This is a genomic window from Acinetobacter towneri (assembly GCF_017498585.1).
Classification (GTDB): domain Bacteria; phylum Pseudomonadota; class Gammaproteobacteria; order Pseudomonadales; family Moraxellaceae; genus Acinetobacter; species Acinetobacter towneri.
In genome coordinates, this window is the sequence record NZ_CP071766.1 from 1363324 (window position 1) to 1378129 (window position 14806).

Here is a 14806-nt window from a genome sequence, read left to right on the forward strand (position 1 = left end):
GTGCTGTTTAAACATGATGGGTCTCAACTTAGATAAAGAAAGGCATAAAAAACAGCAACCGAAGTCGCTGTTTTTCTAGATCCATTGAAATTATTGCTCTTGCTGAATACCTGCCACTAACCAGTCTTGATTAGAGCCTGCAGGTTTTACAAAGTGCCAAATTTCTGTAAATGGTTGCGGTAAACTGTTCAGGTCTTCGCTGACTGTACCTGTAAAGCGTACACTTATGACATATTGACCATTTTCAGTTGCAGAATCGACCACCATGGCATTCAAGTTAGAAAACTCTGCTACATCTTGGTCTTGGTTTGCCATAATGTCCTGATACATCGACTGATATAAATCAGGAGTTAAATAACGCTGAATTTCTGCGATATTACTGGCTGTGTTCATAGACTGAATATGGTTAAAACGCTGACGCGCTACACGTAAAAAGGTTGCAGGCTCTGAACCATCAGGCAATTGATTGCCACTGTTGGTATAAGCTGCACCAAATGGCGCGTTATTATTGGCAGCTTGACCAAAAGGCGCTTGGGTAGAAGCGGCAGACCCCCCAACAGATTGACCAAAAATATTGGTATTGTCGTTACGTGGCGCTGCAGCAGGTGGTGTTTGCGCAAACGGTGCCTGATTGGCACCGCTATTTGGCGCATACGGATTAGGCGTTAGTTTTTTTTTTGCGCCCATCTTACGGAAAATGAAGAAGGCAACAGCAGCAGCGAGTAAAATCCAAATCCAGCTTGGAATACCGCCTTTTTCCTCTTGCGCTTCGGCAGCACTTGCAGCTTGATCATCGGCCAAGGCATTGGCAGCAACCGCACCAATTGCCGCACCTGCAACACCTGCAGCAACCATACCACCTACGCCTGGACCAGATTTTTGCTGTGCTGGTGCAGTTGTTGGTTGTTGTGCTGGCGTTGTTTGACGAGGTTGTTGGTAAGACTGAGTTGGAGCAGCCGAACGACTCATGCCATGGCTTTTACCGCCACCTGCACGTTTTGCTTCTGCTGCTAACGGAGCTACCAATAAAGTCGCTGTGAGCATTGCTGCGATCAAACCACGCTGTCGAACTTCCATCAAATTTTCCTATATTAAAATAAAGTTAAGCTGTGTATTTATGCAGGCATTTGCTGCGAATTTCAATATAAATATGATATTTTTTCTTGAAACTGAAAAAATATCATCCAAGGATTTAACCTAAGTTTTCACTTAAATTCATGGCTTCAGTTAAGGCTTCATGCAAACGCGCCACCGCAATAATTTGCACACCTGCAATGGCTTTTTGTGGGGCATTGCCACGCGGCACAATAATATATTTAAATCCGTGTTTAATAGCTTCTTTTAAGCGTTCCTGACCATTTGGTACTGGGCGGATTTCACCCGATAAACCGACCTCACCAAATACTGCCAATTGTTGTGGCAGGGCTTTGCCACGCAAGCTAGAAGCACAGGCAAGTAGTACAGCAAGGTCTGAACCTGTTTCGGTAATTTTTAAGCCGCCGACCACATTCACATACACATCTTGCCCTGAAGTTTGTACGCCGCCATGCCGATGCATCACCGCCAATAGCATATTCAGACGGTTTTGTTCCAGACCTAAAGCCACACGTCTAGGCTGACCATGTGCATCATCCACCAAAGCTTGTACTTCAACTAAAAGTGGTCGCGTTCCTTCGCGGCTAATCATGACAATAGAACCTGGAATTGCCTCATCATAACGGCTCAAAAATATCGCAGATGGATTGGCAACCTCGCGTAAGCCTTTATCGGTCATGCCAAAAACGCCCAGTTCATTCACTGCACCGAAACGGTTTTTGACTGCTCGAATCATACGGTAGCGTGAGTCTGACTGTCCTTCAAAATACAAGACGCAATCGACCATGTGTTCAAGGACGCGCGGCCCCGCTAAAGCCCCTTCTTTGGTCACATGACCGACAATAAACAGCGCAGTGCCACTATTTTTAGCAAAACGAGTCAGCAAGGCAGCTGATTCACGAATTTGTGAAACACCACCTGGAGCAGACTGCAACGTTTCGGTATATAAAGTTTGAATCGAGTCCAGAATGGCTACCGCAGGGCGTTCATGCGCCAAAACTTCACAAATCCGTTCGACACAGGTTTCTGCCATGACTTTCAGTTGATCGGTGGGTAAGTCTAAGCGTTGAGCGCGTAACGCCACTTGCGAAAGAGATTCCTCACCTGTGATATATAAAGCGGTGTTATTGGCAGCCGCCATGTGAGTCGCAGTTTGTAGCAAAATGGTCGATTTCCCGATACCAGGATCTCCACCAATCAGTACCACAGAGCCCGTAACCAAACCGCCACCCAAAACACGGTCAAATTCCCCAATGCCTGTTGTTAAACGGGTTTCGTGCGATACAGACACTTTATTAAGCGTGGTAATGGCGGCCGCTTGTCCTGCATAGCCACCGCCCATTTTAGGTTGGGCACGATGCGTCACCGCAGGGGCAATACTGACCTCATGAAGTGAGTTCCATTCCCCACATTCTGAACATTGACCTGCCCATTTAGGATGATCTGCACCACATTGTTCACAGCGATAGACACTTTTTACTTTTGCCATAACCCAGTCATTGCATCAATTAAAAACTGACTACAGCATACAGAGGAATGTTCGCGAAATGAATGTTATCTGGATTTTTCATGGAAAATCATACAACCACGTGGGTGATTGTATGATTTATGATTTGAACGGAATAATTCAATGAATTGGGCTTATTTAATACAACTCGCCAGATTTGCGCTTCGCAATAAAGTCTTTGGATTCTTTGGCAATCACACCAGACAGTAACAACAAGGCAATTAAGTTTGGTACAGCCATTAAACCATTAAAGGTATCGGCAAATAACCAGACTAAATCTAGGGTGGCGATGGTGCCAATGAACACTGAAGCAATATAAATTAAGCGGTAAATCAACACGTATTTTTCGCCGAATAAATAAGTACAGCATTTTTCACCATAATAGCTCCAACCGAGAATGGTGGAATAGGCGAAGAAGATGATCCCGAAAGTGACGACCCAACCACCAAAGCCTGGCAATAACTGGTCAAAAACCTGTGTGGTGAGTACAGCACCTGTTGCACCACCAAAGCTATTACCTGCCATAATGAAGCCCATTACCAAAACAATCCCCGTGATGCTACAGACAATAATGGTATCAATGAAGGTACCTGTCATAGACACTAAACCTTGACGCGCAGGGTGGTCGGTTTTTGCAGCCGCAGCAGCAATTGGGGCAGAACCCATCCCTGCTTCGTTGGAGAATACGCCACGTGCAACCCCGTAACGAATTACTGCACCAATTGCACCGCCCGCAACTGCTTCACCAGTAAAGGCATCACGGAAAATTAGCTCAAATGCAGGCACGACAAGGTGTAAATTATTCAGGATAATAATTAAACCGCCTGTAACATACAGAATGGCCATAATCGGAACAATCACCGAAGATGCTTTGGAAATCGAGCTAATTCCGCCCAAAATCACCAATGCAGAAAATACGGTAATTACCACGCCAGTAATCCAAGTTTCTACACCTAAGCTATTTTCAACTGCTAAAGCTACGGTGTTGGATTGTACTGAACTACCAATTCCAAACGAGGCGACTGTGCCAAAAAAGGCAAAGATAATCGCGAGCCATTTCCATTTTAGTCCGCGTTCAATGTAGTACATTGGGCCGCCTGACATTTGCCCTTTTTCGTTTTTAATACGGTATTTAACCGCCAAAACACCTTCACCATATTTGGTCGCCATACCAAACAGGGCAGTCATCCACATCCAAAACACTGCACCCGGGCCACCGAGGACGCAAGCCGTTGCAACACCTGCAATATTTCCCGTACCAATGGTGGCAGAGAGTGCAGTCATCAGTGATGCGAAATGTGAAATATCGCCCGGTTCTTTTTGCGCTTTGTCGTGTTTGCAAAAGACTTGTTTAAAAGCCAGTGGCAGCATGCGGAATTGCCAGAACAATAAGCGGAAGGTGAGGAAGACGCCCGTTCCCACAATGAGAACCAGCATGTATGGACCCCAGACCCAACCGCTTAGGGTTTCCATCATCGATTGTAAATTTTGCATAAATTTCTTCTTATAAACGCAGTGTATAAATGCTTAGTTTGTGACTGTAGTTGAACAGTTGTAAAAATTAAGCAAGTGATATGCCAGTCTTTAAAACTTCCTGTTAAAAGAACTTGGTTTTAAGCACGTTATATTTTTTGCATAGTTTTTAGATTTTGACAATTGATGCCTTGAAATAAAATTGACTTTATCTGTGTCAGAAGTCGCAATTTTTCAGACCTGATAAGGTCAATCTATGCCAGCAGAATAGTAAGTAAGCTAGAATTTTTACTAAGCTCAATATAATCTCTCTGCATTAGCACTTTGGTCGCGGCAGTGATCGCGTTATACTTCATCGAAAATATTTTATAGGTGGTCAGATGCGTACCGTCATTTGCTGCATGAGTGTTTTGCTTACAACAGTGGTTTTGGTCGGTTGTGGTCAGTCAGGTACATTACAGTTACCCAATGACCCAAATTACGACAAACGCGCAAAATATTTGTTATATCCAGATGCTGCGCCTAAACGTGCAACGCAATCGGCAACATCGTCAGACACAGCCGTACCTGTGCAACAGCAGTTTGCTGCACCTGCTGCATCTACATCGACTACACCTTAACGCTTTCTAGATAAAGGATACATTCATGAGTTTTACCCGCATTCAAGGGGTTTTGCACGCCGAGCAATGTTCGCTACAACAACTCGCACAGCAATTTGGCACACCACTCTATGTTTATTCAAAAGCGACTTTTGAAAAGCATTATTTAGATATGGATCGTGCTTTCCACTTTATCGATCATCAAATTTGTTTTGCGGTAAAGTCAAACTCGAATCTTGCGGTATTGAATGTATTGGCTAAGTTGGGTGCAGGTTTTGATATTGTGACAGGCGGTGAATTGGCGCGTGTTCTCAAAGCAGGTGGTGATGCATCGAAAATTGTTTTTTCAGGTTTAGGTAAAACTGAAGCCGATATTCAAAAAGCGTTGGAAGTTGGGATTGCCTGCTTTAACGTAGAATCGCATGCAGAATTAGACCGTATTCAAAAAGTTGCGGCAAGCATGAATGTCAAAGCACCAATTTCATTACGGGTTAACCCAGATGTCGATGCCAAAACCCATCCTTATATTTCTACAGGCTTAAAAGAAAACAAGTTCGGGATTCCGTCTGATTCGGTATATAGCACTTATGAATATGCGGCTTCTTTAGCAAACTTAGATATCGTTGGAATTGACTGTCACATCGGTTCACAATTGACCGAAACACAACCGTTTGTCGATGCTTTAGATCGCGTGATTGTGATGATTGATACCTTAAAAGAAATGGGTATTCAGCTAAAACACATTGATATTGGCGGTGGTTTAGGGGTGACTTATAAAGATGAAACTCCACCAACGGTTGAAGAATATGCCAATGCTTTACGTCCCGCTTTAGAAAAGTTAGGTCTTAAAGTGTATATGGAACCGGGTCGTAGTATCTCTGCCAATGCGGGCGTGCTGCTAACAAAAGTTGATTTACTCAAACCGACCAATCATCGTAACTTTGCGATTATTGACGCTGCCATGAATGACTTAATCCGTCCTGCGTTATATGAAGCATGGATGGACATTCAGCCCGTAACCCCACGTACTGATGTTGAAACGCTAGAGTGGGATGTGGTTGGTGCAATTTGTGAAACAGGTGATTTCTTGGGTAAAGAACGTCAGCTTGCGATCAAAGAAAATGATGTTTTAGCTGTAATGGGTGCGGGCGCATACGGTTTTGTGATGAGTTCTAACTACAACAGCCGTGGTCGTGCAGCTGAAGTCATGGTCGATGCAGATCAAGCACATTTAATTCGTGAACGTGAAAGCATTGAATCGCTGTGGGAAAGAGAGCGTTTATTGCCATAAGGGGAATTCGAGATGTTATTAGAATTTACCAAAATGCATGGTCTGGGCAATGACTTCATGGTGGTTGATCTCATCAGCCAGCGTGCGTATTTGGATGCGCTGACTATTCAACGCCTTGCAGACCGCCACTTCGGGATTGGCTTTGACCAACTCCTGATTGTGGAACCGCCCGATTTACCAAATGTCGATTTTAAATATCGCATTTTCAATGCCGATGGTTCTGAAGTGGAGCAGTGCGGCAATGGTGTGCGTTGTTTTGCACGTTTTGTGCATGAACGTCAGCTTACGACCAAAACCAAAATCAAGGTGCAAACCAAGGCAGGCATTGTAGAGCCTGAATTGGGGCAAAACGGTTGGGTGCGGGTGAATATGGGCTATCCAAAATTCTTGCCGCATGAGATTCCATTCATTGCCGATGAGCCTGATAACTTATATGACATTGCGCTGAAAGATGGTGCTGCATTGACCATTGATGTGGTGAACATAGGCAATCCTCATGCTGTGACCATTGTGCCTGATGTATTGACTGCCGATGTTGCAGGTATTGGCCCAGAAGTGGAATCACACGAGCGTTTTCCACAGCGCGTCAATGCAGGTTTTATGCAAATCATTGACGAAAAACATGCGCGTTTGCGTGTGTTTGAACGTGGCGTAGGTGAAACCTTGGCTTGTGGTACAGGTGCATGTGCTGCAGCCGTTTCGGGTATGCGCCGTGGCTTATTGTCTAATTCAGTTGAAATTGAACTGGCAGGTGGTAAGTTGCAAATCGAATGGCGTGAAGGCGATGTGGTGTGGATGACAGGGCCAACTGCTAATGTCTATCACGGTCGTTTGGATTTAAATTATTTTCAGGGCTGATGTTTCGTTCTAACATGAACAGCTCTTATCTTACTTAAAAGCACTTTTCAAAACGAATGGTGCTTTTTTGTATCTTGCAGCACGGATTAGGTATGCTGTACTGAATGTCACTCTAAAAACTTCTACTCATTATGCCGCAACTGATTTTTTTACCTGGCGCTTCAGGCAATACCGCATTTTTTCATCCGCTAATCGAAAAAATTGAAAAATTGCCGTGGCAGAATGCTGTAAAAATTGTGGCTTATCCTGAATTTAATCATCAACCTGCACATTCACAGGTACATGATTTTGCAAGTTTGCAGGCTTATGTGTTGGCGAATATCCCAGATGATTGCATTATCATTGCACAGTCGATGGGTGGTATTTTTGCAGTTGCTGCCGCGTTGCAATATCCAGAAAAAGTCAAAGGATTAGTATTGGTTGCAACATCTGGTGGCATGGATTTAAGCAGTTTTCAGGTGCAAGATTGGCGACAAGACTATCAAGCAAGTGATTTAAATTATCCTGACTGGTTTGTAGAGGCAAAGGCCGATTACACGGTAGACTTTGCTAAAATCAACATGCCTATTTTGTTGTTATGGGGTGATCAAGACCCGATAAGTCCACTGGCGGTAGGTGAGTTTTTACAACAACAATTTCCACAAGCCGTATTAAAAATTGTGCATGATGGTGATCATTTGTTTTTAGAAACACATGCAGATCAGGCGGCTGAACACATTGCTGCTTATTTATCTCAGTTTGCCGCAGTTCAGCAATCGGAGCGTGACTAATGTACGATCCGCAGCAACTATTAAAGATGTGGCTCAAAGAACGAGAAATACAACAGCAGTCACCGCATACGTTAAAAGCCTACGCACGCGATTTAAACGATTTTTTTAGCTTTTGTGAGCAACAACAACTTGCCTTATATGATGTAGAGGCTGCAGATTTGCGCCATTATTTAGCGCAAAAAGTAGAACAGCAACAGTTAAATAGCAGCAGTTTACAGCGCATGTTGTCAGCGATTCGTCAGTTTATGAAATGGGCCGAGCAAGGGCAGTATTTACAATTTAATCCAATTGATAATTTTCAGCTAAAACGTCAGCCACGACCTTTGCCGGGTTTGATTGATATTGAAACGATTCATCAAATTTTGGATCAGCCTGAACCTGAAACTGAAGTACAACAACAAATGTGGCGACGCGATAAAGCGATTTTAGAATTGCTCTATTCGAGTGGTTTGCGCCTAGCAGAGGTACAAAGTTTACGTATCCGCGATTTAGATTTTAACCGTCAATTGCTGCGCATTACGGGTAAAGGCAATAAAACCCGTATAGTGCCTTTTGGTCGCAAAGCCAAAGATGCGGTGATGCAATGGCTGCAGATTTACCCTTTATGGCAGGGCGATTTTGTACCCGATGCAGCATTGTTTATTACTCAAAAAGGTGAACCTTTAAAAGCACGCCAAATTGAAAATCGGGTGAAGTTTCAGGCGCAGCGTGCGGGCGTTAATGTCGATTTGCATCCGCACTTATTGCGACATTGTTTTGCAAGTCACATGCTGTCGAATAGTGGGGATATACGTGCAGTCCAAGAAATGCTTGGGCATAGCAATTTAAGCACCACGCAAATTTATACCCATGTCGATTTTGATCAGTTAGCGCGAGTTTATGATCAGGCACATCCACGTGCGAGTAAAAAGTAAAGCTTTACCTAAAGTCGGCATTATTTTTGCAAGTTAAAATATAGCTATTTCATACTGCAAATATTTTTCTCACAGTCAGTTGTAAAGCCTTTGTGCTGTACTTAATACTTTAAGTAAAAGCGCTTTCACCAAGATGTCATTGCAACTATTATAGAATAATAAAAAAGTGCGTTATGCAGTATAAAGAAGCAGAAAGAGTGGGTCACACGAATAATAGACATGGATGACATTATTTTTTGTTCCACTGCATAACACTTTGGATATCAAATGATAGGCAAAACCATGATTTCGAATCTTCAAGAAAAATATGAACAATTAAGCCCAAGCCAAAAAGAAATTTTTGCAGGTTATGGCTTGCGTCAAGTGAAACATTTTGTCGAAATAAGCTTGCCGATGATCGAGCAAGAACTACCTGCCGATTGTTTGGTGCAGGGTATTAATGCTGAAGGTAAAATGCAGGCGATTCATCCGCAAACGCAACAAAGCTATTTATGGATTTCAGATCAGCAGTGGCAAGCACGCCCAAATGCAAGCAGTAAAATAGATGTAAAAGAAGATTTTATTGCAGTTTGGGAAATTTTTAATTTACAGGCCTATGAATTGATAGATTTAAGTCATATCCACCGTGACTTTTTAGAAACTCAGCAAGTTTAAGCTGAGTTTTTTTATGTCCTTTATCTGGGAGGTGGCGTGGTGAAAGCGCATAAATATCCATCAAAATAAAACAGATTGTTTATTTCATACCCAATAAACTGCTGAATACAGTTTTGTGAACCAGCAGTCACATTTTAAAAGAGCATTTATATCTGAAAAAATACTGCAAAAAATAAAGTTTTCTATCTTTAATGACAGTCAGATTATGGGGTTTTATGTAAGGAACTTTGCTTAAATTGTAGGCGGAACTCAATTTGAATTGCATTTCAATCAATCTTGTTGATGAGGGAAATAAATAAAAAACATAATATAAATCAAAGCTTAAAATTGCTTATATAATCGTCGCTTGGTTTGTTAATTTTTAGAAATAAAAAAGTATGAACGCATCGTTCAGTTAATTTTCGGCATTTTTAGCCTTGTTTAGACAATTCTGACTTGACCGAAATGCCGATCACATAGCAAGATAGGACACCTAAAAAATTTAAAGCGAAGAGTTATTATTAACTTTTCTCAATATTTACTTTTGCTAAAACAGCCGAGGATTACATGAAGGCTCTTGTTGCTGTAAAACGTGTGGTAGATGCCAACGTTAAAGTTCGCGTTAAGCCGGATAATAGTGGAGTTGACCTAACTAACGTTAAGATGTCAATTAACCCATTCTGTGAAATCGCAGTGGAAGAAGCGGTTCGTTTAAAAGAAAAAGGAACTGTTTCAGAAATCGTAGTGGTATCCATTGGTCCTAAAGAAGCGCAGGAACAAATTCGTTCTGCAATGGCGCTTGGTGCAGACCGTGGTATTTTGGTTGAAACAGCCGATGAGATTGGTGCACTTGAAGTGGCTAAAATCTTAAAAGGTGTTGTTGAACAAGAACAACCACAACTTATTTTATTGGGTAAGCAAGCTATTGATGACGACTCTAACCAAGTTGGTCAAATGCTAGGCGCTTTACTTGGTGCAGGTCAGGGTACTTTTGCTTCAGAAGTAAAAGTAGATGGCGACAAAGTTCAGGTAACACGTGAAATTGACGGTGGTTTACAAACTGTTGAGCTTGCACTTCCTGCAATCATCACCACTGACTTACGTTTGAATGAGCCACGTTATGCGGCACTTCCAAACATCATGAAAGCACGTAAAAAACCGCTAGACACCAAATCTCCTGCAGATTATGGCGTTGCAACAGGTACTAAGCTGAAAACTGTAAAAGTTGAAGCACCTGCTGAGCGTAAAGCGGGCGTACAAGTGAAATCTGTAGATGAGCTTGTAGAAAAATTGAAAAACGAAGCGAAAGTGATCTAATACAGAAGGATAAAAATCATGAGTATTTTAGTTATCGCTGAGCACGACAATAAAGCACTAAATGGTGCAACATTAAACGTTGTTGCTGCAGCTCAAAAAATCGGTGGTGATATCACTGTATTGGTTGCGGGTTCTGGTGCACAAGCAGTTGCAGACCAAGCAGCTAAAGTTGCAGGCGTAAGCAAAGTATTACTTGCTGACGATGCGGCTTATGCAAACCAATTGGCTGAAAACGTAGCAAAACTTGTTGCAGAATTAGGCAAAGGTTATAGCCATATCCTTGCTGCCTCTACAACAACAGGTAAAAACATTTTACCGCGTGCGGCTGCACTTCTTGATGTCAGCATGATCACAGACATCGTCGCTGTAGATTCTGCAAAGACATTCAAGCGTCCAATTTACGCAGGTAACGCGATTGCAACTGTAGAGTCTTCAGAAGCGATTGTGGTAGGTACTGTACGTGGTACAGCATTTGACCCAGTGGCTGCAGAAGGTGGTTCGGCTGCGGTTGAAGCTGCGACTGTGACAGGTGATGCTGGTATTTCTAAATTTGTTTCTGAAGAAATTGTGAAATCAGAGCGTCCAGAATTAACTGCAGCTCGTATTGTAGTTTCTGGTGGTCGTGGTGTAGGTTCTGGTGAGAACTATCACAAAGTACTTGATCCATTGGCAGACAAACTTGGTGCAGCACAAGGTGCATCTCGTGCAGCGGTTGATGCGGGCTTCGTTCCTAACGACATGCAAGTTGGTCAAACAGGTAAAATTGTTGCACCTGATTTGTATATCGCTGTGGGTATCTCGGGTGCGATTCAACACTTGGCAGGTATGAAAGACTCTAAAGTGATCGTTGCGATCAACAAAGACGAAGAAGCGCCAATCAACGCAGTAGCTGACTACTGGTTAGTGGGTGACTTGAACACTGTTGTTCCTGAATTGGTTTCTAAAATCTAATTACTTAACACAGTCCAAAACGCCTCTATGTGAATAACATAGAGGCGTTTTTTATTGTATTTTTTTAATTTGGATGCAGTGATTGGTTTTAAGTGCATTATGTGAACTTAGCTTATATCTGGGTATATGTTGAGCAAGTCTATCTTGAAGATATTTTGACTTTGCACCTAAAAATATGACGTACTTTTATTTCTTGGGCGTGAATATAATTTGCTAAAAACTCACCATTAAATTTAAGTAAATTAACAAGATTAAGATCATCTCTAAAGCACAAAAACACAGGCGTATATGCTATAATTTTTCGCTAGTTTTTATTTTTAGCCTGCATTTCAGGCTAATCATTTGCAAGTTTTACGACATATAAAATGCAAGCAAAATTTGTTTGCAGAATAAGGAGTATGCATGAGCGTATCGGAAATTAGACCGATTGCCATTGAGGATGAACTCAAGCACTCGTATTTAGACTATGCGATGAGCGTGATTGTGTCACGTGCGCTGCCAGATGTACGAGATGGTCTAAAACCTGTGCATCGTCGTGTGCTATTCGCAATGCACGAATTGGGCAATGACTACAACAAAGCTTACAAAAAGTCTGCCCGTGTAGTCGGTGACGTCATCGGTAAATATCACCCTCACGGTGATTTTGCAGTTTACGAAACAATTGTTCGTATGGCGCAAGATTTCAGTTTGCGTTATCAATTGGTCGATGGTCAGGGTAACTTCGGTTCGATTGATGGCGATAGTGCCGCAGCCATGCGTTATACCGAAGTCCGTATGCGCAAACTTACTCATGAACTGTTGGCCGATTTAGAAAAGGACACTGTCGATTGGGAAGATAACTACGACGGCTCTGAGCGTATTCCTCAAGTGATGCCTACTCGTATTCCAAACCTATTGGTCAATGGTGCTGCAGGTATTGCTGTAGGTATGGCGACCAATATGGCACCGCACAACATGACTGAAGTGGTGCATGCATGTTTGGCTTATGCAGACAACCCAAATATTTCAATTGAAGGGTTGATGGAACATATCACAGGTCCAGACTTCCCTACAGGCGGTATTATTTACGGTAAATCAGGCATTGTTGATGCTTACCGTACAGGTAAAGGCCGTTTGCATATTCGTGGTAAGTACCATTTTGAAGAAGATCAAAAATCTGGTCGTACCACCATCGTCTTTACTGAAATCCCTTATCAGGTCAACAAAGCCAAAACCATTGAGCGTATTGCTGAACTGGTGAAAGAGAAGAAACTCGAAGGTATTTCAGAATTACGTGATGAGTCTGATAAAGAAGGGATGCGTATTGCAATTGATCTGAAGCGTGGTGAAAACGCTGAAGTGATTGTGAATAACCTGTTCTTAAATACGCAGTTAGAAAACTCATTCAGCATCAACATGGTCTGCCTAGACAATGGTCAGCCAAAATTGATGAACCTGAAAGATATTATTGCGGCATTTATTCGTCACCGCCAAGAAGTAGTGACCCGCCGTACCATGTTCGAGTTGCGTAAAGCGCGTGAACGTGGACACATCTTAGAAGGCTTAACCGTTGCGTTGGCCAATATTGATGCCATCATCGAAACGATTAAATCTTCTGCCAACCCAGCTGAAGCGCGTGAGCGTTTACAGGCAGGCGAGTGGGCAGCAGGTGGTGTAGTTGCGTTATTAGAAAAAGCTGGTTCAGTTTCTGTACGTCCAGACGAAATTGAAGGTGAAGATCCTAACCGCCCGTTTGGTTTAGATGGTCAGGTCTATCGTTTATCACCTGCGCAAGTGACCGCAATTTTAGAATTACGTTTGCATCGTTTAACAGGTCTAGAACAAGACAAGTTACATGCAGAATATTCTGAAATTTTGGCACAAATTGCTGAATTAACTGCAATTTTGAATGACTTTAATTTGTTGATGGGCGTGATTCGTGAAGAGTTGGCGCAAGTTTTACAGCAATATGGCGATGCACGTCGTACTGAAATTGTAGAATCGCGTATTGATTTCTCGCGTGAAGATTTAATCCCAGAAGAACAAGTGGTACTGACAGTATCACAAACAGGTTATGCAAAAACTCAACCATTGTCAGATTACGCAGCGCAGCGTCGTGGTGGTCGTGGTAAATCTGCAACGTCGATGAAAGAAGATGATTATGTGCAGCATTTAATCGTGACATCTAACCATGCAACGGTGCTGTGCTTTACCGATGTGGGTAAAGTTTACCGTCTGAAAGTGTTTGAAGTGCCACAGGCATCGCGTGGTGCGAAAGGTCGTCCAATGGTGAACTTATTGCCATTAGATGCCAATGAAACCATCACCGCGATTTTACCTGTCATTGATGCACCGAAGAAATTTACCGAGCGTTTGGCAGACTTCCGTAGCTATGTAAAAGCCAATGCTACACATCTACAAACCAACGCAATCATTGCTGCACATTATGCAGAATTAGAAGCAGCATTTGCTGAATTAGCAGATGGTGATGATTTATCTGATGCATTGCGTGTGCAATTGAAACAATTGGGTGTAGAGCTTTCTGCAACCGATTTAGACGATGAGATCATTGCAGAATTTGCATCACAAGCAGAAGCCTTGCGTAAAAACTTTTATGTCTTTATGGCAACGGCATCAGGTACAGTGAAACGTGTTGAATTGGAACAATTCAGTAACGTACGTTCGAATGGTTTACGTGCCATTGAATTGAATGAAGAAGACACTTTAATTGGTGTTGCAATTACCGATGGCGAACAGCAAATTATGTTGTTCTCCAATGAAGGTAAAGCGATTCGTTTTGCTGAAACCGATGTACGTTCAATGGGTCGTGCGGCCAAAGGCGTACGTGGTATGCGTGTCAGCTTCGGTTCAGCACAAGTTGAAGATGTCGAAGATGTAGAAGTCGATGGCGATGATGAAGACAGTTCAGATTCAGCACTCATCAGCCGTATCGTATCGCTAGTCGTAGTACCAGAAACAGGTGAAGTTTTGTGTGCTTCGGCGAATGGTTATGGTAAGCGTACACCTGTAGACGACTTCCCAACCAAAAAACGTGGTGGTAAAGGTGTGATTGCCATTAAGACCTCTGAACGTAATGGTGAATTGGTCGGTGCAGTTGCTATTGATGAAAGCAAAGAACTGATGCTGATTTCGGATGGCGGTACATTAGTGCGTACTCGCGCTTCTGAAGTGGCGCAAACAGGTCGTAATGCACAAGGTGTACGTTTAATCCGCTTGGGTGAAAACGAAACACTGGTGGGTGTAGAAGCGATTGAAGCTGTTGAAGAAGACGAGTTTGTTGAAGCGATTGAAGGTGCAGAATCTTTAGTGGCTGAAACGGATGCAGTTGCTGAAACTGAGCAAGTGGAAAAAGATGGTGAAAATTCAGTAGAAGAATAAGTTTTTTACTGATAAAAAGG

The 14806-nt window shown here is 42.7% G+C and carries 12 protein-coding genes; 9 read left to right on the forward strand and 3 right to left on the reverse strand.

From position 1 onward, the window contains the following. Positions 1–90 precede the first annotated feature (90 nt). The 3 genes from J4G44_RS06525 to J4G44_RS06535 all read right to left on the reverse strand — a co-directional run bounded on the left by J4G44_RS06525 (position 91) and on the right by J4G44_RS06535 (position 4096). A complete protein-coding gene (locus tag J4G44_RS06525) occupies positions 91–1077 on the reverse strand; it encodes a Tim44 domain-containing protein (RefSeq protein WP_004971891.1) in 987 nt (328 codons plus the stop codon). Between the two features lie 115 nt (positions 1078–1192). After that, positions 1193–2584 (reverse strand): DNA repair protein RadA, encoded by a 1392-nt coding sequence (radA, locus tag J4G44_RS06530; RefSeq protein ID WP_104853204.1) that lies wholly within the window; start codon positions 2582–2584, stop codon positions 1193–1195. A gap of 156 nt (positions 2585–2740) precedes the next feature. Then, positions 2741–4096 (reverse strand): alanine/glycine:cation symporter family protein, encoded by a 1356-nt coding sequence (locus J4G44_RS06535; RefSeq protein ID WP_096900947.1) that lies wholly within the window; start codon positions 4094–4096, stop codon positions 2741–2743. A gap of 359 nt (positions 4097–4455) precedes the next feature. Between J4G44_RS06535 and lptM the strand changes: the two genes are divergently transcribed. The 9 genes from lptM (at position 4456) to gyrA (ending at position 14786) form a co-directional block, all read left to right on the forward strand. Then, on the forward strand, positions 4456–4695 hold the full coding sequence (gene lptM, locus J4G44_RS06540) for an LPS translocon maturation chaperone LptM (RefSeq protein WP_004971884.1): 240 nt from the start codon (positions 4456–4458) through the stop codon (positions 4693–4695). 25 nt (positions 4696–4720) lie between these two features. Beyond that, positions 4721–5965, forward strand: a complete 1245-nt coding sequence (gene lysA / locus J4G44_RS06545) for a diaminopimelate decarboxylase (RefSeq protein ID WP_004971882.1) — start codon at positions 4721–4723, stop codon at positions 5963–5965. A 12-nt stretch (positions 5966–5977) separates the two neighbouring features. After that, complete coding sequence (dapF, locus tag J4G44_RS06550; RefSeq protein WP_167845877.1) at positions 5978–6823, forward strand: diaminopimelate epimerase; 846 nt, start codon at positions 5978–5980, stop codon at positions 6821–6823. A gap of 131 nt (positions 6824–6954) precedes the next feature. Beyond that, the gene (locus J4G44_RS06555) at positions 6955–7593 is read left to right on the forward strand and encodes an alpha/beta fold hydrolase (RefSeq protein WP_096900946.1); all 639 of its coding nucleotides are present in this window, start codon (positions 6955–6957) and stop codon (positions 7591–7593) included. Beyond that, positions 7593–8507 carry a site-specific tyrosine recombinase/integron integrase gene (gene xerA, locus J4G44_RS06560; RefSeq protein ID WP_004971874.1) on the forward strand — a complete coding sequence of 305 codons (915 nt, stop codon included), beginning with the start codon at positions 7593–7595 and terminating at the stop codon, positions 8505–8507. The genes J4G44_RS06555 and xerA overlap by 1 nt, the downstream gene beginning before the upstream one ends. A 282-nt stretch (positions 8508–8789) precedes the next feature. Beyond that, positions 8790–9161 (forward strand): hypothetical protein, encoded by a 372-nt coding sequence (locus J4G44_RS06565; RefSeq protein ID WP_096901040.1) that lies wholly within the window; start codon positions 8790–8792, stop codon positions 9159–9161. A 546-nt stretch (positions 9162–9707) separates the two neighbouring features. Next, positions 9708–10457 carry an electron transfer flavoprotein subunit beta/FixA family protein gene (locus J4G44_RS06570; RefSeq protein WP_096901145.1) on the forward strand — a complete coding sequence of 250 codons (750 nt, stop codon included), beginning with the start codon at positions 9708–9710 and terminating at the stop codon, positions 10455–10457. Positions 10458–10475: 18 nt separating this feature from the next. Beyond that, positions 10476–11408, forward strand: coding sequence for an electron transfer flavoprotein subunit alpha/FixB family protein (locus J4G44_RS06575; protein ID WP_004971866.1), 933 nt, complete (start codon positions 10476–10478; stop codon positions 11406–11408). A 402-nt stretch (positions 11409–11810) separates the two neighbouring features. Continuing rightward, positions 11811–14786, forward strand: coding sequence for a DNA gyrase subunit A (gene gyrA, locus J4G44_RS06580; protein WP_207973527.1), 2976 nt, complete (start codon positions 11811–11813; stop codon positions 14784–14786). The last annotated feature ends 20 nt before the right edge of the window (positions 14787–14806 follow it).

Coding starts and splice junctions, on each gene's coding strand:
- J4G44_RS06525 (WP_004971891.1), bottom strand. CDS start 1,077: ATGGAAGTTCGACAGCGTGGTTTGATCGCAGCAATGCTCACAGCGACT.
- radA (WP_104853204.1), bottom strand. CDS start 2,584: ATGGCAAAAGTAAAAAGTGTCTATCGCTGTGAACAATGTGGTGCAGAT.
- J4G44_RS06535 (WP_096900947.1), bottom strand. CDS start 4,096: ATGCAAAATTTACAATCGATGATGGAAACCCTAAGCGGTTGGGTCTGG.
- lptM (WP_004971884.1), top strand. CDS start 4,456: ATGCGTACCGTCATTTGCTGCATGAGTGTTTTGCTTACAACAGTGGTT.
- lysA (WP_004971882.1), top strand. CDS start 4,721: ATGAGTTTTACCCGCATTCAAGGGGTTTTGCACGCCGAGCAATGTTCG.
- dapF (WP_167845877.1), top strand. CDS start 5,978: ATGTTATTAGAATTTACCAAAATGCATGGTCTGGGCAATGACTTCATG.
- J4G44_RS06555 (WP_096900946.1), top strand. CDS start 6,955: ATGCCGCAACTGATTTTTTTACCTGGCGCTTCAGGCAATACCGCATTT.
- xerA (WP_004971874.1), top strand. CDS start 7,593: ATGTACGATCCGCAGCAACTATTAAAGATGTGGCTCAAAGAACGAGAA.
- J4G44_RS06565 (WP_096901040.1), top strand. CDS start 8,790: ATGATTTCGAATCTTCAAGAAAAATATGAACAATTAAGCCCAAGCCAA.
- J4G44_RS06570 (WP_096901145.1), top strand. CDS start 9,708: ATGAAGGCTCTTGTTGCTGTAAAACGTGTGGTAGATGCCAACGTTAAA.
- J4G44_RS06575 (WP_004971866.1), top strand. CDS start 10,476: ATGAGTATTTTAGTTATCGCTGAGCACGACAATAAAGCACTAAATGGT.
- gyrA (WP_207973527.1), top strand. CDS start 11,811: ATGAGCGTATCGGAAATTAGACCGATTGCCATTGAGGATGAACTCAAG.